This is a genomic window from Rhodococcus sp. 05-2256-B1 (assembly GCF_002258465.1).
Taxonomy (GTDB): domain Bacteria; phylum Actinomycetota; class Actinomycetes; order Mycobacteriales; family Mycobacteriaceae; genus Rhodococcoides; species Rhodococcoides fascians.
In genome coordinates, this window is sequence record NZ_NOZA01000017.1 from 351,864 (window position 1) to 376,767 (window position 24,904).

Sequence of the window (24,904 nt, forward strand, 5' to 3'; positions counted from 1 at the left end):
TCCGCCCGATTGGCTGACCGGGCGCGAACGACTGCGGGGTCGATCCGGTCGTGCGGCTCGACCCCGCAGTCGGCGACGAACTAGATGCAAGGCCGTCATTGTCACAAAGCTGAGGTGGCATTCAGGATCAAGGGCAGCGTCGCCATCGACAGCACCGTTTGAATACTTGCGATGGACGCCATCAATCGAGTGTCTCCACCCATGAGTGCGGCCAGGACATAGGCCGACGGTGCCGTAGGAACAGCGCAGATGAGCACGACGGCGACCAGTCCAATCGGCGACACACCGACCGCAGTGGCCAGTGCACCGGCCGCGAGCGGAAGCACGATCAATTTGATGGTGGACGAGAGAGCTATGTCGACGCTGTCTCGTATCGACAATCGCAGTGTCACGGCAGCACCGGCTACCAGGGTTCCGGCGACCAAAGCGGGTTGAGCAAGCATCGTCAGCGGTCCCGCGATCGATTCCGGTAGACCCACGCCGCTGATGTTGAGCATCAAACCGAGCGCACATGCCTGGATCAGCGGGTTTCCGGCGATGTGTCGCCACAGGCGTGAGCGGGGTCGGTCGCCGGCCCTGCGTCCGTGCACCGACAGGACGGTGACAGAAATGACATTGACCAGCGGAACCATCACGGCGGCCGCGAGGGCGAAGGTGGCGACGCCCTCGGTACCGTTCAACGCCGATGCGAAAATAAGGCCGATGTAAGTGTTGATGCGGATGCTGCCTTGTACTAGCGACGTCAGCTGTGGTCCGTTCGCGCGCAGGAGTCGCCGGCTCGCGACGAGAGCGATTGATACCACGACCACAGGGATCGCAATGCTGAAAACCAGCGGCCCTGTAGAGATTTCTTCGAGCGACGTTGTTGCTATGGACACCACGAAGAGAGAGGGTGTGAATACGCGATAGCTGAGCCACTCGAGTCCACGCCACAGCCCGTCATCGGTCAGTACACGATGTCTGAGCACCGCGCCGAGCGCGAGGATGGCAATAATCGGGACAACTGCGGTGAGAACTAGATGCACTCCTGGAACTGTGGTGCAATGCCGTTGTGCAGTTCAACCATGACAACATGACCGGTGTTCAACTTGCGTCCGAGCTCGTGAATCTTCTTGCCGATGGCGACTGGAAGGCCTCCCGCGTCGAAGAGGTCATGAACAAGCACGCGATCCGCTGGTCTGCTGTGGACGACGGAACCACTGGGGCGCTGCGGCGTTGGACGATTCGATTGCGAGCAGTGTTTGTTGCCGAGAATGCTGAGATCCGTTGCGGTGCAGTCAATTCATTGCTCGTTGACGGAGTGAACGGCGTGTACTTGACCACCCACGACGGATTGAGGCCGCATCTGCATTTCGCGCCGGACGAGAACGACATCGTAGGACGGGTGATGGCGGTGACGGCGGGAGGACTTGCACTGTTCACCGTAGAAGCGGGTGGACTACGCCTGGGGGAATGTTCGGCGCACCGGTGCAATCGAGTTTTCGTGGACACAAGCCGAAACGGTCGACGGGCCTATTGCCGCACCCGATGCGCAAACGGAGACGCAGTTGCAAGACATAGACGGCGACCGCGCATCTGAACCGACGTTCTCGCGGTTGTTCCCTTCGGGTTCCACTGAAAGGTACGGGTCAACAGACACGAGACGCCGCTGCCCTTGCTGACTCAACTCGAACAGTGGATCGCTATGCCACGGCCTCCGTGCCCGGCAACTCGATTGCCTGTCGTGGACGAGCGTACGGAACTAGTGATCACGCGGGCCGGCCATGAGCTTGTAGTGATGTCGGCACTTGGCGACGAACGTTGAAGGGGACTGATGTCCGTGCTCAAGAGTCCGGAGAAGGCATGCCGACTGCTCAATTCGATCGATCGGCTCGAGCACGGTTATCGGTGTGAACTCACACTGCTCGAATGAAGGTGGTGTGGGAAGGACGCAGTGGTGGGGCTTCCCTTTTGATCTGTTGTCACCGAACCGCTACTCACCACACGAGGTCACACTTCACGGCCGATCCGGTTCCGCTGGTCGATGACGTGACCATTCCCGCACAGATTGTGCGACCGCGTTAATAGTTGTCCGGATCGGTAGCGCGGACGGCCCGCCCCGCATCCGATCGTCGTTCCGGCCGTCGTGGTTGCACCGAGGCAGCCTGGTACGGTCGTGCCCCTGTTCGCCGAGTTCATCACTGCTAGCTGTTCGGTCGTTGACATTCGAGTATCGACCGACCGGAAGGCATGTCAGTTACGTTCGAGAGGATCGGTCATGTCGGCACCGACCAGCGGCGGATACCAACCGCAGGCTCCGAAACCAGAGTCACCGAAACCGTTGCAGTCACCTAGGTTCGACGTTGCGCGGCTCAGATTCATCAGCATCATCGGTGCCACCACTGCGCTGCTGCTTTCCGCCGTGACGTACGTGTGGGCCTTTGCCAAAGGTGTCGACTTCGTGCGGTTGTTGTTCGTCGAAGGGTTGTCGTCCGATCCAGCGTTGGTCAAGTTGTTCGAGAGCATCGACTCGATTCTCATCGCAACCGTGTTGTTGATCGTGGGGTTCGGACTGTGGGAATTGTTCGTTCACGATCTCGATCTGCCACAGTCGTTGACGACGACGTCCTTCGGGCAGTTGAAGAGGCAAACTGCGGGGACGTTGTTTCTCGTGCTTGTCGTGCGATTTCTCGAAGTTTCCATCACCAGGCCACAGCCGGACGAGCTCATTGCTCAGAGCATCTCCACCGCGCTGGTCGGAGGTTTGCTGATCGTCTTCTCGACTTGGCCTCGCACGCCCTGACGCGTGCAATGCGTATGTCCATGCGCAGGTGAAGAGGCGAGCAGCCTGAGCGAATCGCACGAGTTAGGACTGTCCATCGGCACGGAATCCTCGTTATCGGCACTGCCGACCGCTGGCCTGAATCATGATGTGTTCCCGCTCGATCCGAACAGTCGTGAGCGATTTCGGAGCGGGGCCGCTGCCGGCAGAGTGATCACCACGATCAGTCCTCCGCTCGGGTTTGGTTCGAGCACAATATATCCCCGGTTCTCGCGGGCGAGCTGATCGACGATCGACAGCCCCAGTCCGGATCCGCCGGGGCGTCGGGTCCAGAAGCGGTCGAGCGCACGGCGCCGGTCCTCTGCAGTAAGTCCTGGCCCTGAATCAGCGATCGTCAGGCGAACCGTCTCGCCGATCACGGCCGCGTCGACGACGATGTCGGTACCCGGCGGGGCGACGTCGACGGCGTTGGCGAGAACGTTGTCGAGAATCTGTTCGAGGTGACCGTCGGCTGCGATCAGCTGCGCGCCCGGTGCAATGCGAGAGGTCAAGGTGACGTTCTGAGACCGCGCTGCGGCGGACCAAGTGGCGAATCGAGTGTCCACGACTGCTGCGGTATCGACCTGTATCGAGTTGTCGATGGGCTTTTGCGCGCGGGCGAGGGTCAACAGGTCGTGCACCAGACGGGTCATACGTACCGTGTCCGCGATCGACCGGTCGACGGCCGCACGTGCGTGGGGGTCGCTCATCTCGTCGTGGAGATTGTCGAGACTCAGGCGCAGCGCGGTCAGGGGCGTGCGGAGTTGGTGGGAGGCGTCGGCGACGAACCGCCTCTTGACGGCGATGAGCTCGCTGATTTGTTCCGCGGCGTCGTTCATCGACTCGGCGACCCGACGTGTCTCGGCCGGCCCGGCTTCGAGCGGATTCGTGCGGGCGGTGAAGTCGCCCTGTGACAAGGACCGGGCCATGGAGTCGAGGAGCCGCAACGGTCGCGTCATTGATCGGGCCAGCCACCACGCTGCGGCCGCGGCGATGCCCAGCGTCGCCAGCGCCACGACCAGCTGCAGTCCGAACAACTCGCGGATCTGAGCGGTGACGGGAGCAGACGGATAGGTCAAACGCACCGCTCCGACCGTCGTACCATCCGGAGCCTTCGAGGGCACGGTGACCTGCAGTCCCGGCTCGCCGAGCACAGATTGCTCGGCGCGCGTGACGGCTTCCCGCCCCTGCAGCGCCGCGCTGATATCGGTTCCGAGGGGGTCGGATACCGGACGGCCCAGTGCAGGTTGCCCGTCCGCGGAGAGCAACTCCACTCGGCCGCCCGTCTGCTCCTCCAGGTTACTGCGCAGAGTGAGCAGCGCCAGTTCCGCTCCCGCCGCAGAGTCGGGATCGGCGGCATCGGCGGTCGCGAGAAGGATCGCGACGGTGCGCGCCTCACGCAGTCCCACCTCCGCCTGGTTGTTTCGCAAGGCGCTCACCAGTCCGATGCCCTCGGGAACGGTGAACAGCGCCAACGCGAGTGCCACCAACGCGAGGTACGACGCGACGAGACGGCGGACCATCAGACCTCCAACCGGAAACCGACGCCGCGCACCGTCGTCAGGACGAGCGCGTTACCGAACTTTTGTCGCAAGGCGGCAACGTGCACGTCCAGCGTTCTTGTGGGGCCGAACCAGTGTTCGTCCCACACCGCCTCCATCAATTGCTCACGGGTGAACACCGCGCCGGGTGACTCGGCAAGGTGAGCGAGGAGGTCGAACTCTTTCGGCGCGAGTGCGACCTCGACGCCGTGTGCACTCACCCGTCGAGCAACCCGGTCGAGCGTGATCGGGCCGAGCTGCTGCGGAGGCGGAGTCGATGCCTCCGCCCCCGTACTCGAACCCGCCCGCCGCATCACTGCTCGGATCCGGGCGATGATTTCACGCACCCCGAACGGCTTGCTGACGTAGTCGTCCGCACCCACCTCCAGACCAGCCACGGTGTCGATCTCGTCGTCTCGGGCTGTGATGACGACGATGGGCACCGACGAGCTCCTGCGGATTTCACGGCAGACGTCTAGCCCATCCATGTCGGGCAAGCCGAGATCGAGCAGGACCACGTCGGGCAGCGGAGCCGCGAGTGCGTCAGCCCCCGTCGTCACCAACTGCACCTCGTAGCCGTACCGCCGCAGACCCGCGGTCAGTGGGTCGGAGATCGACGGGTCGTCTTCGACCAGGAGTACTCGCACGGGTCATGGTCCCATCCCGGCGGTGTGCGCCGTGTTCGGTGGATCAGTCGGGCAACTTCGAGGAGTGGTGGTCGACGATCACGACGTCCCCGTCGTCCTCGAGCTCGAAGACGAAGGTGAAGCGCGCCGGCACCTTGTCCCCGGACTCACCCATGGTGAACGTGTACAGACCGGACAGCGACCCCGACGTCGGACTGAGCAATTGTGGAACCGACTCGTCTATCGCTCCCGTCGGATTCTTGCTGACGAAGTCGGTGAAGTAGGCCAGACGTTCGTCCGGGCTGTCGAACACACCGGCCCACAACGTCGGAAGAAGCACTGCGTCCTCTCGGTAAAGAGCGTTGATCGCCTGCGGGTCGCCCTGCGCGACGGTGTCGAGCCAGGTGTCGAATTGCTTCTCGATGCGGTCGAGGGTGAGTTCGCCGCCCGCGTCGACGGAGGCGTTGGCACCTGCGGCGGTGTCGGTGTCGGCTGCAACGGGCGTGGATGCCTGTCCGGTGCTGCATGCCGACAGTGCGACAGCGGCTGCGGCGACGGCAGCGACGGAGGTGGCGCGGACGACGGTCTTGGTGCGCATGGTCTTACCTCTCGATCTATTGTCACCGAACCACTTTCGGTGACAGATCAAGCATCGCGATTCGATTGCCAGTGCAGTGCCAGGGAATTGTCAACGGACGGACAACTTTCCGCTCGTAACGGTGTGGGCTGTGCACTCGATCCGATTCTGTGTGACCGTCCCCACCTCGCACGTACCGTGCCGGGTGGTCGCGACCGTCCCTGCCCTCACCCGGCACGGTGCGTGCGAGGTGGATGAAGCGCGACGACCAATGACCGGATGGCCGGCAGGGTTAGTATTATTCGAGGTATCAGGTGTGGTGCGAAGATGAGCGCCCGCCTCGGGCTAAGCGGAGCGCGGTCGAGGAAAGGCTATCGCTGTGGCGATCATGTCGATGGATCATGTGCGGGCTGCGGTGGACGGAGTTGTGCCGCTGGTGAACCGGACCCGCTCGCTGAACGCCCGCCCGTTCGACGCCGAGACGCCGGTGCGTCCCCTCCCTCGGGTCGCGGGCGGAGTTGGGTGCACTGCGGGGTGATGGTTCCCGACCTCCCTGATCCGAATCGCTCGTTCGGTGTGATGTCGATCGTCGGCACGCCGGGCGTGACGATGTTCGCCAACGACCAGGCCATCGCGACCACACCGTGCGACACCGTGTACACCGCCTCGGCCACGGCGGCGATGACCTCCCGGCAGTTCTTCGTCCAGTCCTCAACATCGACGACACGACCCAGGTTCTGTTGGTGAAGGTGCTCGGACCGGCCGACGTCGTCGAGGAAGCTGTTACATCCGGTCCGTCGACGGACACGGCTCGGCCCACACAGTCAGCGTCGACTTCAAGGTCACCGCACACGAACCCGAGCCGCGGCGCGCCCCCACGTGACGAATCATGCGTCTGCCTGCGACGATGACGTGAGTCTGACCGATCCTGCCACCGGCGAGCGAATCATCTCCATCGACACCGCCACCGTCACCGACCTCACCTACGGCCTCGGAGCAGGCTACGTCGGCAACCACCGCTACCGCGGCACGTTTCGTGGTGAACCCATCACCGGCAATGCCTATCTCGAGTACATCGACTGCCGAGACCACCTCACCGCCGCCGGCACCTGACGGGGTCGGCCGGGTCCGCACCATGGGGGTCGGTGTTCGCGACTCCGACTCGTAGGTGCTCGTGGAGGTAGCGGCCGGTGATGCTGGCGGGGTCGGCGGCGATGTTGTCGGGTGTGCCGGTGGCGACGATGCGTCCGCCGGCGTCACCGCCGCCGGGGCCCATGTCGATGATGTGGTCGGCGTTGGCGATCATGTCGAGGTCATGTTCGATGACGACGACGGTGGCGCCGTTGTCGTTGAGGCGGTCGATGACGGTCAGCAGTGTGCGGACGTCGAGTGGGTGCAGCCCGACGCTGGGTTCGTCGAAGACGAAGAGGGTGTCGGCTTGGTCGCGACGTAGTTCGGTCGCCAATTTGAGGCGCTGTGCCTCGCCGCCGGAGAGGGCGGGTGTGGCCTCGCCGAGGGTGAGGTAACCCAACCCGAGGTCGACGAGGGTCTGCAGGCGGGTGTGGACGCGCCGAAGATCGGTGGTGAGCTCGAGCGCCTCGGTCACCGTGCAGGAGAGCAGATCCGGAAGTGAGATGTCCGGTGGACCGGAGGCCTTCTGGACAGGTCGGCGGATCTCGTGGGCGGCCGGGGAGTAGCGCGTGCCGGAGCAGTCGGGGCAGTCGATATCGACGTCCGGCAGGAACTGCACGTCGAGTGAGATCTGGCCTGTTCCTTCGCACCGCGGGCAGCGCAGGGACCCTGTGTTGTACGAGAAGTCGGCGGCCGTGAGACCGAACTCCGCGGCCACCGGCGTGGACGCGAAGGCGCGGCGTAGGTCGTCGAGGACCCCGCTGTACGTGGCGACGGTGGAGCGCACGTTGACTCCGATGGGGGTCGCGTCGACCACGTTGACGCGCGTGATGCCCGGTGCGTCGAACGCTGAGACGTGTGCGGGTGGGCGACCGCCGGCGCCGCGAGCGATCAGTGCGGGCACCAGGCTGTCGAGAACCATCGTGGTCTTGCCGGACCCGGAGACGCCGGTCACCGCGGTGATGCGTCCCGACGGAATGTCCACTGTAAGCGCGCGAACGGTGTGCAGGGGATGGGTGGTCAGGTGAATCTGTCCGCGGGCGAACATCTGATCGGACGGGGCGCGATCGCGCACGACGATGCCTTCTCGACCGACGAGGAAGCCGCCGAGCCGGGAGGCCGGATCGTCTCCCAGGTCGGCGGGGGTGCCGGTCGCCACCACGTGTCCGCCGTCTCTGCCCGCGCCGGGACCCATCTCGACGATCCAGTCGGCGTCGCGTAGGACCTGGACGTCGTGGTCGACACACACCACGGAGTTCCCGTCCAGTAGGAGGTCTCGCATGATGTCGAGAAGGGCGTCGACGTTGGACGGGTGGAGTCCGATGGACGGTTCGTCCAACACGTAGAGCACTCCGGTGGTTCTGTTTCGCACCGCGCGCGCAAGTTGGACGCGTTGACGTTCGCCTGTGGAGAGGGTGGCACTGCCGCGGTCGAGTGTCAGATAGCCCAGGCCGAGTCCGACGAGGCGCCGGGCCATCTCGAGCAGAGTGTCGACGAGGTTGCGCGCCATCTGCGTCATGTCCGCGGGCAGGGACGTCTCGATGGTGGTGACCCAGCCGGTGAGGTCGTCGAGCGTCTTGGCGGTGGCCTGGCCGAGATCGATGCCGCCGATGTGCGATCGGAGGGCCGAGTCGCTGAGACGGACGCCGTGGCAACTGGGGCAGGGGTGGGTGCTGATGTAACGGTCGACACGGCTCAGCCCCTTCTCGCTCGTCGCCTTGTTCATCGCTTCCTCCACCGCGCGTACGGCGTTGCGGTAGGTGAAGTCCATCTCGAACAGCTTGCCGTTCTTGGTGGGGACGGTGATGTGCCGCTTCTCCTCCGGGCCGTGCATGACGATGTCGCGCTCCTCGGCGCGCAGTTCCTCGTAGGGCACATCGGTGCGTACGCCCATCTCGGCGACGACGCGAGGCATCACCGTGAGACCGAACATCGACCAGGGAGCCACCGCACCGGCGTCGATGCTCAGGCTCGGATCGGGCACCAGCATGCGCTCGTCCACCTCGCGCACCACGCCGTTACCCGAACACCGAGGGCAGGCGCCGTCGGAGTTGAAGGCGAGCGACTCGGCGCCCGGAGGGTAAAACGTGGCTCCGCAGACCGGGCACGTCAGGTCGTGGTCGAGCGCGACCTCGACCGTGGGATCGAGTCGGTGACCGTTCGGACAACAATGAGAACCCAACCGCGAGAACATCAATCGCAGGACGTTGAGTAACTCGGTCGACGTGCCGAAGGTGCTGCGCACGCCGGGCACTCCGGGTCGCTGGCGCAGGGCCAGTGCGGCCGGCACGTGCTCGACGCTGTCGACGGCGGCGCGAGCGGACTGCGACATGCGGCGGCGCGTGTAGGTCGAGAGCGCCTCGATGTAGCGGCGTGAGCCCTCCGCGTACAGAACCCCCATCGCCAACGACGACTTTCCCGACCCCGACACCCCCGCCACTGCCACCAGCGTGTGCAGGGGTATCGATACATCGACGTCGGCGAGATTGTGTACCTTCGCGCCGCGCACCTCGATCGCCGCGGGCTGCTCGTGCGCCGCGGCGGGATCCCGCCGAGCGAGCACTCCGTCGCTCGGGCGCACGGTGGTCGTGGGGATCTCGTCGTGCGTCATCGGTTCTCCTCGATCGGGTGATGCAGTGCGGTGGCGGACCGGCTGGGGCAACCGACTCGAAACCAGATTACACATACATGGAAGTTGCTTCCATGGAAGCTATATGTCACGATGGTTGCACGGCCCCACCGCGGGGCCATCCACCCCGACGACGCGAAGGTCGCCCATCATGACTGCTCCCGCCCTGAACTCCGTGGCCTGGTTCGAATTCGGCTCCGACAAGCCCGAGGAGATCCAGAGCTTCTACAGCCAGCTCTTCGACTGGAACTTCACCCCCAACCACGATCTCCCCGGCGTGAACTACCAAGCCGCGATCACCCCGGGCGCTCCTCGACCCGGCGGCGGCATCTTCGAATCCGACGGCACCTTCGCCGACTACGCGATCTTCTACGTGCTCGTCGCCGACGTCTCCGACACCATCGCCCGCGCGACCGCACTCGGTGCGGAGGTCCTGATGGAGCCGCTGACGGACGCCTCCGGCGTCACGTTCGCCCGACTGCGCGACAGCACCGGCAACCACTTCGGAATCTTCTCCGCACCCGCACCGACGAACTGACCGCACGCGCACCACTTCACCCTCCGACCCCCCAAATGAAGGACACCCACTCATGAGCGCCACCACCGATCTCGCCCGCACCTACTTCACCGCCGTCCAGACCGGCGACATGAACACACTCGGCGAGTTGCTGGCCGAGGACATCGTCTGGCACCAGCCGGGCTCGCACCGCTTCTCCGGCGACCACACCGGCCGTGACGCCGTCTTTGCGCTCCTTGGATCGATGATGGAAACCAGCGTCGGCACCTTCGCAATCGACACAGTCCACTCGTACATGGACAACGGTGATCTGGTCGCCGCGTCGATCCACTTCTCCGGCCGCCGCGATGAGCAGAGCATGGCCATGGACGGGGTCGATTTGCTGCGCGTGACCGACGGAAAGATCGTCGAGATGTGGTTGTTCTCCGCCGACGCCGCCGCCGAGGACGCATTCTGGGGGCGCTGAGCACCCCAGCCGGGCAGAACACAACCATCCTCCGCGCGACGACAGGATCACCGCACCATGCCCATCATGACCGAGGACCAGTGGCGCGCGTTCGTCTCGGCTGGAACGCGCACCGGGAAACTGGCCACCGTCCGAATAGACGGCAGCCCACATGTGGCACCACTGTGGTTCCTCCTCGACGGAGACGAGCTGGTGTTTCAGACCGAGATGACCTCCGTGAAGGGCCGCAATCTAACCCGCGACCCCCGGTTCGCGCTCGTCGTCGACGACGACCGACCGCCGTACTCGTTCGTCATGTTCGAGGGCACCGCACGCATCGACCACGACCCAGCTGAAGCTCGACGCTGGGCGGGCAGGCTCGGTGCCCGGTACATGGGCGACGATCGCGCCGACGAGTACGCCGTGCGGAACGGCGGACCCGGCATCGTCACCGTGCACGGGCGAATCGACAAGGTCAGAGCGTTGGACGGCGTCGCCGACTGACCCGACCGCCGGGCGTCGCTCCGACTCCGCACATCCACCCACATCACACGGAACGGCCATGACGAACGACAACACAGCCCTCTTCGACAACATCGTCCGCTACGAGATCGACCTGTGGAACGCGATCGACGGCGCACTGCGGGCCGAGTGCGACCTGCACCTGACCTGGTTCGAGATCCTGCGATTTCTCTCCGTCCACGACGACGGAGCTCGGGTCCAAGGCATCGCCGCCGAGTTCGCCATCACCGTCGGGGGAACCAGCAAGGTCGTCGACCGTATCGAAGCGGCGGGCTACTGTGCCCGCCGTGCCAATCCGGACGACCGGCGCTCCTCCCTCGTCGCCCTGACACCGGCCGGCCGCGAGATCCTCGCGGCAGGAACTGTTGTCTTCGACCGCGAACTCGATCGGCGCATAGGCGCGGTTCTCGACGACGACACCATTCGCGCAGTGAGCTCCGCTCTCGAGATGCTGCGGGCGGCAGGACGAGCTATCGACCGCGGGCAGTAGCTCGCCCGGTCACACGTGCGCGATTCCGCGCACGGCGCACCACCAGCGGATCAACGGGAAGGATCGACCCTTGCATTCTCATCACGACGAAGCTCACTTCATGGCGGACCTCAAGGAAGCAGCCCCCGAGATGGTCTCGGCGTTCTTCGGCTTCGACAAGGCCGTGTTCAAGAAGGACACCGGCAATCTCGATCTCGCCACCCGCGAGCTGATTGCTGTCGGGGTCGCGGTGACCACGCAATGCCCGTTCTGCATCGAAGACCACGCGCAGCGAGCAGTGAAAGCAGGTGCCTCCAAAGCCGACGTCGCCGAAGCGGTCATGGTGGCTGCGGCCCTACGCGCCGGCGGCGGTGTCACGCACGGCTGGAAAGCCATGAAGAGCATCGCCGACGAATGATCTCGGGCCGTTCGGTCGTCGACCCACACGAACTTTGCGAGGGGAACAGGCAGTGTAGATCCACCGACCAGTGGATCACCGAGGTAGCCACTCCCACCGATTCCGAGCGCCACAGCGAACACCACAGCTAGTCAGACAGGCGTGGTGTTCGCCGTCGCTCGTATTCTGGCGCTGACGATGTGCGACTCCACCGGGTGGCCAGCTTTGGCAAGGTCAGTGACGCGGCAGTCCGATCTCCAGTTATGCGGTCTCGTGTCGACCGAGGAGAATCAGCGCGGGACCATCATCCGGTGCCGACATCGGGGCGCGATTTCGTGTCCGACACCGACGAGCAAGGAATGCAGAGTGACCGCCTCCACGACGCTTCGACTGATATTCCCGCAGTGGCAGGGCGGGGACAATCCCGTCTATCAACTCGGCGCTCAGCTCTCCGCGTGGCTCGCACCTCCCAGCGACGCCATCAGCATCGAGGTACCAGTGGAGAGCCCGGATGGCGATCCCCTCCTTCTCGAAGATGGTGTCGTCGCCAAGAGCGCTGTTCTGCGTCAGAACGCTGCCGCGGCGGCGATCATCCGCTCGGCGGACCCGGACCGCATCGTCACCTTCGGTGGCGACTGCTCTGTCTCTCTCGCACCATTTTCTTTTCTGTCGGAGAAGTTCGCCGGTGACGTTGCCGTTCTGTGGATCGACTCGCACACCGATATGAGCACCTCCGCGACCTACAGCCGCGCCCACGGATACCCGGCACGCAATCTACTCGGCCTCGGCGATCCAGAGTTCGCAGCGTTCGCGACGACACCGGTCCCGACGAATCGACTGGCTTACGTCGGGATCAAGGCAGACCGACTCCGGCCGGACGCTCGGACAGAACTCGCAGAATGGGGTGTACCCCTGTTCGATCCCGATCTGCTCTCGTCGAGCCACGATGAGGTTCTGTCATGGGCGAGGGAGACCGGTGCGTCGCGTCTGCTGGTGCACTTCGACCTCGACTCCCTCGATCCCGTCTCGTTTCGATCGCAGCTGTTCACCGACCCGACCGGAGCGCTGGACCCGGCGTACACCGACATCCAGAGGGGCCGCCTCCATCTTCACCAGGTCGTCTCACTTCTGCAGCATCTCGGCGAGGAAATCGACATTACCGCTCTGAGCATCACCGAACACTTGCCCTGGGACGCGGAGAACCTTCGCACTGCATTCAGCAAGCTCCCGATCATGCGATAGACCCGGCGAAGACGTGGATCGCCAGGCGAGAGAGGACGATCAGATCGCCTCGTGGCGGTCCGGCATCGGTCGAGATCGTGCCTGTCGGACGCCGCAAGCCAGCATCGAACGCAACACGATCGCAGACATCACGGCCGTCGATCTGGTGACTTTCAGGTACATCCGGACGAGCGTGAGCTGCAGGACCAGGACCGGGTCGATCGCCGACCCGCCTGCTCACCGCTTAGCTGCGGGACCGAGTGAACTCGCTCGGGCTCATCCCGAAGGACCGTCGAAACGCACGTCGAAACGTCGCCGGGTCGCTGAATCCGGACCGTGCAGCGGCTTCGCTCGAAGATCGGTGCTCGGTGAGTTCCTGCGCTGCCAGTTCCAGGCGGCACCGACGTAGGTGATGTGCGGGTGTCGCACCGTTCTCGGCGAAGATCGCCTGCAGGTAGCGAAGTGACATACCGTGAGCTCGCGCGATCGACTGAGGCGTTGTCTGGGGATCGTGTGCCCGGGTGAACACGTACGAGGAGATGGCGTGGAACAGCCTTCTCCGATGCTCCGTGTCGGTGCTCGGACGGGAACGTCTCGCCGTGCCGACATCGGACCGACCTTCGGAGAGATCGGTGATGGTTAACATCGTCATCGGGAGGGAGTCGATCATCAGATGCCGGCTGGACCATCTGACTGGGATCATCGACTCGTCACTGCGTGTCATCCATTCGCGCCCCTCCTGCACCGGCTCGGGAGCTACCACTTTCGACACCATCGGACACTCGGCCTCGTCGTAGGGACGCCCGTCGACATGCCGACCATGCAGCGTTCCGTGACTGTTTCTGCCGACCAGATCATCTGCGTTCGCATAGCCGAGAGTGGACAACGCCGCAGCATTGATCAGCGCGATCGTCCCCGACATCTCGACCATCCAGGTCGGTTGCGCCACGGCGCCGATGATCTCCCGCGCCGCTTCCAGTTGCGTGCCCACGATCCTCGTCCTCACCTCGGCTCACGGCGAAGAGTAAGTCGGGTTCGTTTCCGGCAGAAGACCGCGACGTCACCCCTTCGTGACGCCGTCGACCAGTTACCCCGTCGTGCGCGTTTCGTGCACAGATCGTGCGCATCCTTCCTCTGTACGAGCCAGTCCTACTGATCGAATGGTCGTCGAGACACACGACGAAAGGTGCAGCGATGTACAACCCCCACATGCAGAACGCCGACCTGAACGCCCTGCCCGCCGAAGTCCACGGAGCGATCACGAAACGAAGTGCCGAGCTCGATGGTGTCACCGTCACTCAGGTGACCTTCGGGCCGGGAGCGAAGTGGTCGACAGACCTGAAGGACTACGCCGGAACGGACCTGTGCGAACTGCCGCACGTCGCGCTGGTGATGTCGGGAACGCTCGCCGTCGAGATGCGAGACGGGACCAGACTCGACTTCCCTGCGGGTCACGTCATGCTTCTCCCGCCCGGTCACGACGCCTGGTCGGTGGGCGATGAACCGTGCACGTTCGTGGAGTTCGATCGTGGCAACGACTACTACGCCGAGCCGGCGCACACGTGACCGGCATCGCCCGCACCACCACCGCCGTTCGACTGGCCAGAAAACGGCTCGGTCTGACCTGGAAGGATCTCGCCGAGGCGATCGAGGCTCCCGTCGCGTGGACCGTGGCTGCCGTCTACGGGCAGCACCCGCTGACCGATCACCAGGCGACGCGACTGACCGAGCGTCTGGACCTCTCGGACGGCGCCCTGGAGGACCTCACGCTCGCCCCTTACCGGGGAGCACTCGACATCTCCTCGGACCCCACCGTGTACCGCTTCCACGAAGCATTGCAGGTGTACGGGCCGGCCTTGAAAGAACTGATCCACGAAGAGTTCGGCGATGGCATCATGAGCGCCATCAACTTCACCGTGGAGGTCACACGGCGACCACACGAGGACGGCGACCGAGTGATCGTCACCTTCGACGGCAAGTTCCTCGACTATCGCTGGACAACATGATTCTGATCGGTCGTCGACGTATTCGACTGCCCCTCCTCGAGCCCTCCCCATCTCACGTGGACGCGTGAGCGAGGGGCTGCCACTGCGAACCGGTGCACAGCCCCTCGTGCGCGTGGATCCGTATCGGGCGACTCACGGAATCCGATCCGGTAGCGCTTCATTCGTCATCTCAGCCCGTTCGGCCCTGATGACCATCCGTCCGGCCCGCGATCGGGTCAGCACAGCCCGAGGCGCGTTACATAGCCGCAACCGAAGCTTAACGAATCGATCAGTGCCCATCCATTGACATGTTGCCGTGACATCACTAACTCGTGATGCGTAAAACACCAAGTGTCCGTGTCAGGAGGAACGTATGTCGATCGGAAAACCCGACGCCGCGGCGCTCGCCTGCATATCGGACAGCTACCGCCTCGGCATCGGTGCGAGTGATCTCAAGACCTACGACGCCGCTGCCGGCGGATTGCTGGAGTCCTGGAACAAGGTCGAGGACCTCTATTCGGCGATCGCGCCGACCTCGCCCGAGCTGTCCTGAGCATCGCCGGATCCGAGTAAGAACGAGAACAACGCCTGGTATGTCACCACGGAGATCGGTGGAGCAACGGAGGGACCGCTCGCCGGTCGACGCGTCGCTGTCAAGGACAACACGGCGGTAGCCGGGGTTCCGATGATGAACGGTTCGCGGACCGTGGAGGGGTTCGTGCCGGCCGTGGATGCGACCGTGGTCGCGCGACTCCTCGACGCTGGAGCAGTCGTCGCCGGCAAGTCCACGTGCGAGGACCTCTGCTTCTCCGGCGGGTAGCACACCAGCAAGCCTCACGCCGTGAGAAACCCGTGGGATCGCTCCCGGTCCGCCGGCGGATCCTCGAGCGGCAGTGCCGCGCTCGTCGCGACGGGTGAGGTGGACATGGCGGTGGGAGGCGACCAGGGCGGATCGGTCCGGATGCACGCAGCGTGGTGTGGAGTCGTCGGTCACAAACCGACGCACAGCCTGGTTCCCTACACGGGAGCATTCCCGATCGAACAGTCCATCGACCACCTCGGCCCGATCGCGCGGACCGTGTCGGACGTGGCGCTCATGTTGTCCGTCATGGCCGGTGTCGACGGCAACGACCCTCGTCAACCCAGCTCCACCAAGACGGTGGATTACGTTGCTGCACTGCAGAAATCGACAGCGAGGCTGCACGTCGGCGTCGTGATGGAAGGCTTCGGCCGGCCTGAGTCGGACGCAGGGTCCGACGTGGTGGTCCGGCAGGCAGTCGAGCAGCTGACCACTGCCGGTCTGCACAGCGAGGACATCTACATTCCCTGGCACCTCGACGGCAGCGCCCTGTGGGACGTCATCGCGCCCGAGGGCGGCGATCTCGAGACGATCGCAGTGCCACGTAGTTTCACCGGCATGAGAAGGCAGGCACTGGTGCGCTCCACTGCCGAGATGCAGGCGGCGATGAAGGATCCGTCTACGGTCCTGGTCAATGTCCTCGACCCGGCCACCTATCGCGGTGACACCAACAACTACGGTCGGCGTGGAAGCCCACCCGGCAGCACTAAACTCCCCGTCACCCAGATCCGCAATCGAGAGACCGGTGAACTCCGCCCCGTCGAGGAATTGCGCGCCCTGTTCGAGGACGCGGGTCTTCTGGACGATTCGAAGACCGTCGTCACCTACGGTGGCGGTGGGGTCGCCGCCATCGGGGTCGCCCACGCCCTCGCCGTGACCGGTCGCGGAGACGTCGCGGTGTACGACGGGTCGATGGCGGCACGGGCCGGCGATCCGGAGCTGCCGCTCGTCACCGGACCGAACCCACGCTGACACTGGTGCCGGAGAAGTCATCGTCCCAGTCGTCGGCCACGGTCCGATCCATCGACAAGATTGCATTCTTCGCCTCGCGAATACGGAAGACTCGACCGTTCGCTCGGAGTACCTGTCACCGCCGCACGACAGTCATTCGTCGGCGATGCTCTTCATGGCTTTCCAGCCGTGCGTGACACCGCCGCCGGCGCGTAGGGCCGCAGCCACCATGACCGCTTCGGCGACGTCGGCTTTGGAGGCACCTGCTTTCACTGCTCGCTGCGCGTGGTCTTCGATGCAGAACGGGCATTGCGTGGTCACCGCGACCCCGACAGCAATCAGCTCGCGGGTGGCGAGATCGAGGTTGCCGGTGTCCTTCTTGAACACGGCCTTGTCGAAGCCGAAGAACGCCGAGACCATCTCGGGGGCTGGTCATCGCCCACCCGGCGCCGCAGCAGAGCGCCAGCAGCAGAGCGGCGGAGCCGAACCGCACCCACGATCGGGGGTGCGCGGCGAAGAAGTAGATCAACCCGACGTAGCCGACCCACGTCAACGGTGCGCCAGCACCGAAGCCGCTCTGCACAGCCGCCGACGCCACCGCCGCGATGACCGCGGCGGTGGGGAGGTGGGTGCGCAGCGCCGCGGCGACCGCGACGAGCAGACCCGCGATCAGCCCGGCCACCCCAGCGGTGCTGAGCACCGCCGCGACCACGCACACAACGGCGACGGCGAGATCGGTGTACGTCGATCGCCGCGAGATGCGGGTACGTCGGAGCGGGTCGCGGATCATGAGTCCCACTGTGCACCGGGCGGGCGGACGGTGGGTGTTCCGGCACGCAAGATGGGCCCAGCGAACGAGCCGCCCGACCGACCAGTCGTCCCCGAGGATGGTGCCCCTCTCATCCGTCAGCCCGATTCCAGAGCCGTTGCGCGTCACTAGCGTCGACACACGATACGAACCACCCCTTCGCTCGAGGAGACATCATCGTGAAGATTCGCACCATCGCCACCGCCGGAGCCCTCACCGTGGGAGTGGCCGGGGTGCTCCTGACGAACGCCGAGACCGCAGCGCTGGCGGCGCCCCATCCCCGACGCCCTCGCTTCCCTGGTTCCGAACAACCAGCGCATCGCCTACCTGGAGGAGGGCTCAGTCCTCCTCGGCCCGCACGGGAAACTCACCGTCCCCGACAAGGTCATGGTCGGGGAGGCCGCCGCACGGGGAGGCCACGTCAACGTCTACCTGACGGACCCGAACAACCCCCGCAACGAGGGCTTCATCGTGCAGTACTTCCAGCACTGGAACTGACACCCCACCCGGCCCCGCCACCAGAAAGCGATCGATGACCGAACCTCGCCGCCGTCCACGCTTGTTGCGCCGCCGCGGTGGAACAGTTGCGTGCGGCGATCACCGAGGTGAACGGGTCGCGCTGGGACGATCAGATGTACGCAGGCCGGGGATACGTGGTCACCGAGACTCTCTCGAGGACAGGGTATTTCGTCGGCTATCGAGGGGTCCGGCGAACCGTCCACGGGTCCGCGGCGATCGCCGCGGACGAACGGTTCCAGGAGACCGGGCGAGCGACGTTCGGTCGGTTCGAGGACGCGGTCAAGGCGTACCTCGCGGCGGTGGTCGAGTCGTTGCTGCTGCCCTCTCGCGGCAGGACTGATTCTGCGGCGGCGTGGATGTGGGACGGATCCCCCGGTCCCGGTGTCGTCGTCGCGGCAGCGGGGGCCCGCACCGCGCGCTTCCGCTACCACCTCCGCAGTGACCCCGCCGTGTGGATCGACGGCGACAAGGTCGACGCCCCCCTCTCGCACGGACTGTCGATGTCCACCGCGGACTTCCTCACCGCCCTCGTCCGCCCGGCACCTGGACAGGAGCCCGGCGGGGGCCGACCGTGACCGTCCCCCCCGGCCTGGGGCGGGCGTGTGCACCTGGTGCTCGCGGGAACGACCGACACCACCAGCCGGCCGGTGGAGTTCACCGTCGCCGGCGGGGAGTGCTTCGTCTTCGACGCAGGGCCGCCCGAAGGGGAGGAACTGGTGTGCACGCCCGGCCCGTGGATCAACCCGTTCACCCCACCGGGTGAGGCCGGGGATCCCGAGTTCGACGCCGTGAACGACGAATTCGTGAGGATCAGTGGCGAGTGGCGAGCGTTCGACGTCGACGACTCGGCTAAACTGTTCGACGTCGAGGGCAGACGGATCGAGTCGGTCGAATACGAGAGCACCGACCAGGGCAGGCCGGTCACGACGATCTTCCCCCCTTCCATTTCGGTGACCGGGTACTGACCCTAGTGATCATATGAGGGACGATGTGCCGATGGACGACATGTTCGTGATCCCCGCGGGTGACGCGGGTGAGCGAGGCGCTGACCTCATGGTGCAATCGGGCGGGAAGATGGCCAGGCGGGTGGTCGAGGTGCTGGCACCGCGCCGGGGTGACCGTGTCCTCGAGATCGGTTTCGGGCCCGGTCTGGCGCTGGAGCTGCTGTCGCTGGCGGTACTGGACGGCCATGTCACCGGTGTGGACCCCTCTGCGCTGATGCACCGGCGGGCCACCGAGCGCAATGCCGCCGCGATCGACGACGGGCGGATGACTCTCGTATCGGGAACCGTCGCTCACCTGCCGTTCGACGACGATTCCTTCGACGAGGCGCTGACGGTGGACAATCTGCACTTCTGGCCGGACGCGGGTGCCGGTCTGGCGCAGCTGCGGCGCGTACTGCGCGACGGCGCTGTGGTGGTGGCGGCGTTCACGCCGCCCTCCGGAGGGCCACCGTCCGGATTCGAGCACCTGTTCCATCGCGCCGGCTTCTCCGACGTCGTGGTCCGGCGGTACCCGGAAGGCGTCGTCCTCTCGGCTGTGAACTAGTCGACGGGAGCCTTCCCGGCCGCCTGCGTCCTCGACGCGTGACCGCACGCGGTCCCGGTAGCTGCGGCCGGCGGCACGTTCGGCGGCGATGAACGCGTCGATGTCGAGAGCGCCGTCGGGTATGCGGTGGGGGAAGGTCTGCGGGATGTAGCCGCACCCGGGGAGCGGTGTGACGGCGAAGGCCTGATCGTAGATCGGTTCGAGGTCCGTGTCGTCGAAGCACTCGGTCGGCAGAGTCGACACGAGAGCCGGAACCGTGTCGGTCAGACCCATACGCCGCGCCTGCTCGGTGGCGGCCGCGGTCCATGCGCGAAGGTAATGGTCGGTGTCGGCGTCGTAGAGCTCGTCGATGGCGTTCAGTTCCCGCCCGAGTGTGTAGCGTTCGATGTTCATGAGCGCCGGCGGGCTCATCAGGTGCCGAAGCTTGGTGCGCTCGCGCATCCACATCTCGCGGATCCCGTAGTCGGCGAGCTGCTGATCGAGGGTCCGCAGGTGCAGCGCCACCGGCGCCGTCCGCGCCGCCAACGGCAACTGTGCGCTCGCCTCACCCTGCGGGGCCGTAGTCTCGTTGTGCGGCAACGACTCCGGCGCATCGTCGTCGGCAGTCAGGGCCGCCCCCGCGGGGTCGACGTAGAGGGAGCGAGCACCGACGCAGCGGTACCGACCAGTTCCCGGTGCGGCGCCGCCGTCCCTGCTGCGCCTGCGAGTCGGACCACGACCTGGTCGACACCGCGGGCGGGAAGGGTGAACATCTGCTGGCGTAGGAACTCGTACGCGTCGGCATCGTCGACGAACATCCCGCACGCGAGCGGCGTGGGCTCGCCGCCCTCGGTCCCGGTTCGCGGCCACACGGTCGCCTTCACACCCGCTGCGACGGTGATCTCGGCAGCTGCTGCGGTGTCGGTGTCCGGGGTGCGTCGTGAGGGGCGGGGACGTCGTCGCGGGTCGCGGGTCATGGGGTCCACTGTGACACCGCGGCAGCGATCTGTGAGCACTCCCGGCCACAAGATCGGTCGCGCGGATGAGCCATCGACCGTCCGGTCCTCCCTGAGGATGACGCTGCACTCGTGCGGCAGCCCGATTCCATTCCGGGTTCGCCTCAATAGCGTTGATACACGACAGGAACACCGACGAACACCCACACGATCGAGGACCGCCATCATGCACCAGCACCTGACCACCACCGCACTGCTCGCCTCCGAAGCCACGGACCGCGGCATCGCTCTCGGCCTGACCATCGTCCTGCTCGTCGTCGCCGCTGCTGTGGCGCTGCTGTGGATCGCAGCCGTGGTGTCCATCGTGCGCTCCCTCCGCTACACAACGGCCGGAAAAGCACTGTGGGTTCTCGTCATCATCGCGCTGCCGATCCTCGGTGCCCTGGGCTGGTTCATCTGGGGCCGCCACGCACAGTCGTCGATCTTCGACGGACTGACCGTTGACCGCCCGGCCCAGCGATGACGACGACACGCACCGCAGTCTTTCGGTGCGACAGTGACGTGGGGTGACTGCGAACCCGCGTTCGCCGCCACGATGCCGGACGTGGCAGCGATCGACCGACTCGAATGCGCCACCGTGCCGGTGCCACTGAACCACGACGTCGCCGACAGCCCGAACATCGACATCGCGATCAGCCGGCTGCCCGCCTCATCCGGCCACAACCGCGGAACGTTGATCGTCAACCCCGGCGGACCCCTCGAGGGCAGGTCGCTCCCGGCCACCGTCGGCAACATCGACGGACTCGCCAACTGGGACATCGTCGGTGTCGACGTCCGCGGAACCGGTGCCAGCACCCGCCCCGCGTGCGCCGCCCTGCAGTTCCTGGAGCCACCGCAGCCCGACGCGAGCAGGCCGGTGTCGGAGGACTCTCTTGCCACCGACGCCCACTCCTACGTTGAAACGATCACGGAGGCGCACCAGACGTGTGTGGAGCGTGACGGCTCTCGCTGAAGCCTGCATCGAGCGCATCGGGAATCCGCATGTGCTGAACGTACGGCGCGGGAGATTTGTCGCAAGTCTGCGACGAGCCGGGGATTGATCGGCTCTTCGGTGGATTCATCCGTCCCACATATGCGAACGTCGAAGATTTGGTACATCCTCCGTCGTACCGTTCCGAAGGATGCTGAGCGATACGCGACGAAGGGACCCGAAATGAAAGCACTCGTTTACCATGGAGCTGGCAACAAGTCATGGGAGGAAGTAGCGGATGCCGTGGTTGAAAGCTCGACCGATGCGGTAGTCCGCGTCGATACCACGACGATATGCGGAACGGATCTGCACATTCTCAGTGGAGACGTTCCTGCTGTCACAAAGGGGCGAATTCTCGGCCATGAAGCCGTCGGAACCGTCGTGCAGGTGGGCGAGTCGGTAAGCACGTTCTCGGTCGGTGATCGAGTGCTGGTCCCTGCTGTGACGAAGTGCGGTCGATGTGTTTACTGTCAGAAAAATATGCCCTCACACTGCCAGACCGTCGGTGGTGTCGGCTGGATCCTTGGCCACCTGATCGACGGCACTCAGGCAGAGCTAGTGCGAGTGCCGTATGCCGATACGTCCTTGTACGCGATACCTGACAACATCACCAACGAACAAGCCCTCTTTTTGGCCGACTCTTTACCCACAGGATATGAGGTGGGAGTCCTCGCCGGCAAAGTTCGGCCCGGTGATACCGTAGCCGTCGTTGGCGCAGGTGCCGTCGGGCTCGCCTCTATTCTGACGACAGGGCTCTGGGGTGCGGCTCGGACCATAGCTATCGACTCGAACAAGTTCCGCCTGCAGAAGGCCCTGGAGTTCGGTGCTACTGACATCGTCGAGGTGGGCCCGGGGACGGTGTCCGACGTTCTCGCGCTCACCGATGGTCTCGGCGTCGATGTAGCTATCGAAGCGGTCGGATTTCCGGAGACGCTATTGACCGCTATGTCGTTGGTTCGCCCAGGTGGAACCGTAGCCAATGTGGGCGTTCACGGCACGCCGGTCGAGTTGCCGATGCAGGATCTATGGATTCAAAACCTAACTCTTACAATGGGTTTGGTTGATACTACGTCCATTCCGACGCTACTGACAATGGTCGGCACCGGACGAATCCGTTCCGAACTGATGAGCACGCATTCCTTCACGTTCGATGAATTCGATGCGGCATACGATACGTTTGCGCATGCGGCAGACAACTCGGCGTTGAAGGTGACGTTGTCACCGGCGATATGACCAACACGCTAGTCGGATGAGGCCTGCTGGATCCTTTCAGTGGATCATCCGATGTAGCTGATGCCGAAAGCATCAATTTTTCGATACAGCGAGGACCTGCTGATTCCGAGCAACACGGCAGCCTCATACCTGTTCCCCTCGGCTTCGTACAACGCTTGAATAATCGTGTCGCACTGCGCTGTATCGAGCGGCGATAGCTTCCTGGAGACTGTGTGGAACTGCAATGTCGGAAGGTCAGCTGGCTGGATCATGCCAAACGGCTTGGTTTCGACAACGTGCTTGAGCACATCTCTCAGTTCACTGATATTCCCTGGCCACGAATACCCTTCGAAAATGCGAACTACCTGCATGCTCAGTCGGAAAGAGTGGCGGACGGCAATATCGTCGAGAATGGAACGCGCAATGTCGCCGATATCGTCCACTCGATAACGTAGCGCGGGTACACGTACAACGTCACTGAAGTGTTTGTTGAGCACCGCGAAGGGGCGGCCCGGATCTAATGCGGTTACGTCGACACAGCCCACTATTGTGGGCGGTATAGGATTTACTGCGCTCGACGACATGAGTTCGTCGAGTCTTCGTGCCATGACTGAGTCGAGTCGGTTCAGTGATCTGAGAACTATGAGTCGACGCCCGAGAGTGTGGTCGGTCATCAGCGCTGATAGACCAACTGAGTTCGTAAGTTTCGAACAGTCGACGACATTGATTTGCGCGCCTGGATGCTCTGCGGAAAACAATGTCGCAGCTAGGGTTCCCTTGCCTGTACCAGATTCTCCGGTCAGAAGGAGGTTACGGCTTCGCGCGAGTCCGGTGCTGAGCATTTCCCGTGCTGCGGCAAAAGGGTTGAGCAGCTGTTGATTCCGTAACCGGTCGGCCTCGCTTCGCGGAATCCGGGAGCCTTCCGAGTAGTCTCGCGGTCCAGCGATGCCAGCGTGCGCACCCTGACGACGGGCCGGCTGTGAGTCGAGGGTCCTGACGTCTGTGCGAGTAAGGATACAGCCTGCGATATCTGCTTGGAAGGTGACCGGCGAGACCTGAACGGTGGCGTAAGTTCCAGTAGGTAGCATTACCTGAGCCGATGTGAATCGGCAGTCCAACAAGGCAGATTTGGCGTGGGAGGCGAACGCGTTCAGCTGTATCTCCGTCATATGAACTCCGTGTGTAAACAAGTGTGTGCCGTCCGTGGCAAGAACTGTTTCGTCCTCATCGCGAACCTTCGCTGCGAACGCTTGTGCGAGTGCGCCAACACGGCGTTCCCGGGCAGTCGACATTCCTATCTCGATTCTGCCCGCAAGCACGCGCGCCAATGTATGGCTGATCGGCGAGTGGTCGACGACATGATGAACGAGCACAAGCACCCCCGCAGTCGCACCGTTGCCGTCTCGGATCAAGACTGCCGTCTCTGCAAGGGCACTAAGCTCAGTTTTCCAATGCTCCGGACCAATTACTTCTAACGATCGCTTGTGTATCAAGGCAAGCATTCCCGCGTTGGTACCCACACAAGCCTCTCGAACCGATGACCCACACTTTAGGTTGGCGGCATTCAAGATGGCAGATATCGATGGGCTTCCATCGACGCGCAAGCACACCGCATCTCCAGCGTCGATCACGAGAATAGAAGCCGGGCATTCGGAATGAGTATCAAAAACCTCGGATACGACAGACCGAGCTGTCTCGACCAAAAGCCGACGCTCGACGTCGCCGACCATCTCCGGTTTGCAGGCACTCGGCGTACCCGGGCCAGAGCACCGATGCCAGGATGCCAGGATCTCGTCGCGGACGCAGCGAGACAGATCGCCCAGGGGACGGTCCATCTCAAGTAAGGATCGAGCAGCACCGACTTCCGGCGCGACCAGACATGTTCCGGACATTCGGGCTCGTTTCGGATCGCTGTTCGTGTGAGTGACTTAAGTACAGTAGCCCGATCGCTGTTCGGTCACGTGCGTTGTGTTCTAACGCTGCGGCAAGTCCACCTGATTCGACCACCGGCAGTTGGTTAGGCTGTGGACGATGGAGATTGAGATGCCGAGGACAAGGGATTCACGGCGGTAGTACGCCTCTTTGAGCACGTGTTCGACACTATTAGCTGCTCGGTTTGTTCATAATCAACAGGCATTTTTACGCTGTAGCGAAGGTAGCCGTTTTTGGCTTAACAGTCCGC

The 24,904-nt window shown here is 64.2% G+C and carries 28 protein-coding genes and 1 pseudogene; 20 read left to right on the forward strand and 9 right to left on the reverse strand.

The window, feature by feature from the left end:
- Positions 1-101 precede the first annotated feature (101 nt).
- A complete protein-coding gene (locus tag CH285_RS09905; RefSeq protein WP_032371922.1) occupies positions 102-1,025 on the reverse strand; it encodes an AEC family transporter in 924 nt (307 codons plus the stop codon).
- Positions 1,026-1,387: 362 nt separating this feature from the next.
- On the opposite strand from CH285_RS09905, the gene CH285_RS28350 reads away from it, so the two are divergent.
- Together CH285_RS28350 and CH285_RS09915 are read left to right on the forward strand one after the other, a co-directional pair.
- On the forward strand, positions 1,388-1,579 hold the full coding sequence (locus tag CH285_RS28350) for a CGNR zinc finger domain-containing protein (protein WP_255032522.1): 192 nt from the start codon (positions 1,388-1,390) through the stop codon (positions 1,577-1,579).
- A gap of 678 nt (positions 1,580-2,257) precedes the next feature.
- Positions 2,258-2,782 carry a YqhA family protein gene (locus tag CH285_RS09915; protein WP_032371923.1) on the forward strand — a complete coding sequence of 175 codons (525 nt, stop codon included), beginning with the start codon at positions 2,258-2,260 and terminating at the stop codon, positions 2,780-2,782.
- Positions 2,783-2,904: 122 nt separating this feature from the next.
- On the opposite strand, the gene CH285_RS09920 is transcribed toward CH285_RS09915, so the two are convergent.
- From CH285_RS09920 to CH285_RS09930, 3 genes are read right to left on the reverse strand one after another with little or no spacing between them, the layout of a single operon-like run.
- Positions 2,905-4,323, reverse strand: a complete 1,419-nt coding sequence (locus CH285_RS09920) for a HAMP domain-containing sensor histidine kinase (protein ID WP_052066545.1) — start codon at positions 4,321-4,323, stop codon at positions 2,905-2,907.
- Positions 4,323-4,988, reverse strand: coding sequence for a response regulator transcription factor (locus CH285_RS09925; protein WP_032389153.1), 666 nt, complete (start codon positions 4,986-4,988; stop codon positions 4,323-4,325). Before CH285_RS09925 ends, CH285_RS09920 begins: the two co-directional genes overlap by 1 nt.
- Before the next feature lie 43 nt (positions 4,989-5,031).
- Complete coding sequence (locus CH285_RS09930) at positions 5,032-5,565, reverse strand: DUF4440 domain-containing protein (RefSeq protein WP_080729427.1); 534 nt, start codon at positions 5,563-5,565, stop codon at positions 5,032-5,034.
- 891 nt (positions 5,566-6,456) lie between these two features.
- On the opposite strand from CH285_RS09930, the gene CH285_RS09940 reads away from it, so the two are divergent.
- The gene (locus tag CH285_RS09940; RefSeq protein ID WP_141214490.1) at positions 6,457-6,657 is read left to right on the forward strand and encodes a hypothetical protein; all 201 of its coding nucleotides are present in this window, start codon (positions 6,457-6,459) and stop codon (positions 6,655-6,657) included.
- Here the strand turns inward: CH285_RS09940 and CH285_RS09945 are convergent.
- Positions 6,638-9,286, reverse strand: a complete 2,649-nt coding sequence (locus CH285_RS09945) for an excinuclease ABC subunit UvrA (protein WP_176458453.1) — start codon at positions 9,284-9,286, stop codon at positions 6,638-6,640. The genes CH285_RS09940 and CH285_RS09945 overlap by 20 nt on opposite strands.
- A gap of 169 nt (positions 9,287-9,455) precedes the next feature.
- Here CH285_RS09945 and CH285_RS09950 point away from each other — a divergent pair, with 169 nt between their 5' ends.
- From CH285_RS09950 to CH285_RS09975, 6 genes are all read left to right on the forward strand, one after another.
- Positions 9,456-9,842 carry a VOC family protein gene (locus tag CH285_RS09950; protein WP_032371927.1) on the forward strand — a complete coding sequence of 129 codons (387 nt, stop codon included), beginning with the start codon at positions 9,456-9,458 and terminating at the stop codon, positions 9,840-9,842.
- Between the two features lie 52 nt (positions 9,843-9,894).
- Positions 9,895-10,287: a nuclear transport factor 2 family protein gene (locus tag CH285_RS09955; RefSeq protein ID WP_032371928.1), complete on the forward strand. Its 393-nt coding sequence runs from the start codon at positions 9,895-9,897 to the stop codon at positions 10,285-10,287.
- A gap of 66 nt (positions 10,288-10,353) precedes the next feature.
- The gene (locus tag CH285_RS09960) at positions 10,354-10,770 is read left to right on the forward strand and encodes a PPOX class F420-dependent oxidoreductase (protein ID WP_217900713.1); all 417 of its coding nucleotides are present in this window, start codon (positions 10,354-10,356) and stop codon (positions 10,768-10,770) included.
- A gap of 58 nt (positions 10,771-10,828) precedes the next feature.
- Entirely contained in the window at positions 10,829-11,278 is a 450-nt protein-coding gene (locus CH285_RS09965; RefSeq protein ID WP_032389154.1) for a MarR family winged helix-turn-helix transcriptional regulator, read from the forward strand.
- A 70-nt stretch (positions 11,279-11,348) separates the two neighbouring features.
- A complete protein-coding gene (locus CH285_RS09970) occupies positions 11,349-11,675 on the forward strand; it encodes a carboxymuconolactone decarboxylase family protein (protein ID WP_222081602.1) in 327 nt (108 codons plus the stop codon).
- Between the two features lie 345 nt (positions 11,676-12,020).
- Positions 12,021-12,896 carry an arginase family protein gene (locus CH285_RS09975; protein ID WP_032369218.1) on the forward strand — a complete coding sequence of 292 codons (876 nt, stop codon included), beginning with the start codon at positions 12,021-12,023 and terminating at the stop codon, positions 12,894-12,896.
- A 223-nt stretch (positions 12,897-13,119) separates the two neighbouring features.
- Here the strand turns inward: CH285_RS09975 and CH285_RS09980 are convergent, their stop codons facing one another.
- A complete protein-coding gene (locus CH285_RS09980; protein WP_052066553.1) occupies positions 13,120-13,866 on the reverse strand; it encodes a helix-turn-helix domain-containing protein in 747 nt (248 codons plus the stop codon).
- A 203-nt stretch (positions 13,867-14,069) separates the two neighbouring features.
- On the opposite strand from CH285_RS09980, the gene CH285_RS09985 reads away from it, so the two are divergent.
- The 5 genes and pseudogenes from CH285_RS09985 (at position 14,070) to CH285_RS27500 (ending at position 16,691) form a co-directional block, all read left to right on the forward strand.
- The gene (locus CH285_RS09985; RefSeq protein WP_032369219.1) at positions 14,070-14,441 is read left to right on the forward strand and encodes a hypothetical protein; all 372 of its coding nucleotides are present in this window, start codon (positions 14,070-14,072) and stop codon (positions 14,439-14,441) included.
- Entirely contained in the window at positions 14,438-14,881 is a 444-nt protein-coding gene (gene cynS / locus CH285_RS09990; protein WP_052066555.1) for a cyanase, read from the forward strand. Before CH285_RS09985 ends, cynS begins: the two co-directional genes overlap by 4 nt.
- A gap of 352 nt (positions 14,882-15,233) precedes the next feature.
- Positions 15,234-15,413 carry a hypothetical protein gene (locus tag CH285_RS28355; protein ID WP_052066558.1) on the forward strand — a complete coding sequence of 60 codons (180 nt, stop codon included), beginning with the start codon at positions 15,234-15,236 and terminating at the stop codon, positions 15,411-15,413.
- 51 nt (positions 15,414-15,464) lie between these two features.
- Positions 15,465-16,184 (forward strand): annotated as a pseudogene (locus CH285_RS09995) (amidase family protein); the annotation flags it as partial.
- A gap of 129 nt (positions 16,185-16,313) precedes the next feature.
- A complete protein-coding gene (locus CH285_RS27500) occupies positions 16,314-16,691 on the forward strand; it encodes a rhodanese-like domain-containing protein (RefSeq protein ID WP_255032523.1) in 378 nt (125 codons plus the stop codon).
- 132 nt (positions 16,692-16,823) lie between these two features.
- On the opposite strand, the gene CH285_RS10000 is transcribed toward CH285_RS27500, so the two are convergent.
- Positions 16,824-17,090: a carboxymuconolactone decarboxylase family protein gene (locus CH285_RS10000; RefSeq protein ID WP_052066551.1), complete on the reverse strand. Its 267-nt coding sequence runs from the start codon at positions 17,088-17,090 to the stop codon at positions 16,824-16,826.
- Positions 17,091-18,053: 963 nt separating this feature from the next.
- Between CH285_RS10000 and CH285_RS10015 the strand changes: the two genes are divergently transcribed.
- The 3 genes from CH285_RS10015 (at position 18,054) to CH285_RS28680 (ending at position 19,545) form a co-directional block, all read left to right on the forward strand.
- Positions 18,054-18,572 carry a hypothetical protein gene (locus CH285_RS10015; RefSeq protein WP_032369216.1) on the forward strand — a complete coding sequence of 173 codons (519 nt, stop codon included), beginning with the start codon at positions 18,054-18,056 and terminating at the stop codon, positions 18,570-18,572.
- Positions 18,573-18,599: 27 nt separating this feature from the next.
- Complete coding sequence (locus CH285_RS10020) at positions 18,600-18,962, forward strand: hypothetical protein (protein WP_032389161.1); 363 nt, start codon at positions 18,600-18,602, stop codon at positions 18,960-18,962.
- A 109-nt stretch (positions 18,963-19,071) separates the two neighbouring features.
- On the forward strand, positions 19,072-19,545 hold the full coding sequence (locus CH285_RS28680; RefSeq protein ID WP_369597616.1) for a class I SAM-dependent methyltransferase: 474 nt from the start codon (positions 19,072-19,074) through the stop codon (positions 19,543-19,545).
- A gap of 605 nt (positions 19,546-20,150) precedes the next feature.
- On the opposite strand, the gene CH285_RS10030 is transcribed toward CH285_RS28680, so the two are convergent.
- Positions 20,151-20,501, reverse strand: coding sequence for a hypothetical protein (locus tag CH285_RS10030; RefSeq protein WP_141214931.1), 351 nt, complete (start codon positions 20,499-20,501; stop codon positions 20,151-20,153).
- A 205-nt stretch (positions 20,502-20,706) separates the two neighbouring features.
- Here CH285_RS10030 and CH285_RS10035 point away from each other — a divergent pair, with 205 nt between their 5' ends.
- The 3 genes from CH285_RS10035 to CH285_RS10045 all read left to right on the forward strand — a co-directional run bounded on the left by CH285_RS10035 (position 20,707) and on the right by CH285_RS10045 (position 22,743).
- Complete coding sequence (locus CH285_RS10035; protein WP_052066548.1) at positions 20,707-21,003, forward strand: PLD nuclease N-terminal domain-containing protein; 297 nt, start codon at positions 20,707-20,709, stop codon at positions 21,001-21,003.
- A gap of 33 nt (positions 21,004-21,036) precedes the next feature.
- Positions 21,037-21,492, forward strand: coding sequence for a hypothetical protein (locus CH285_RS10040; protein ID WP_032369214.1), 456 nt, complete (start codon positions 21,037-21,039; stop codon positions 21,490-21,492).
- Positions 21,493-21,693: 201 nt separating this feature from the next.
- Positions 21,694-22,743 (forward strand): alcohol dehydrogenase catalytic domain-containing protein, encoded by a 1,050-nt coding sequence (locus CH285_RS10045; protein WP_032369262.1) that lies wholly within the window; start codon positions 21,694-21,696, stop codon positions 22,741-22,743.
- Between the two features lie 44 nt (positions 22,744-22,787).
- Here CH285_RS10045 and CH285_RS10050 read toward each other — a convergent pair whose 3' ends face one another.
- The gene (locus CH285_RS10050; protein ID WP_032389157.1) at positions 22,788-24,224 is read right to left on the reverse strand and encodes a helix-turn-helix domain-containing protein; all 1,437 of its coding nucleotides are present in this window, start codon (positions 24,222-24,224) and stop codon (positions 22,788-22,790) included.
- Positions 24,225-24,904: the final 680 nt, after the last annotated feature.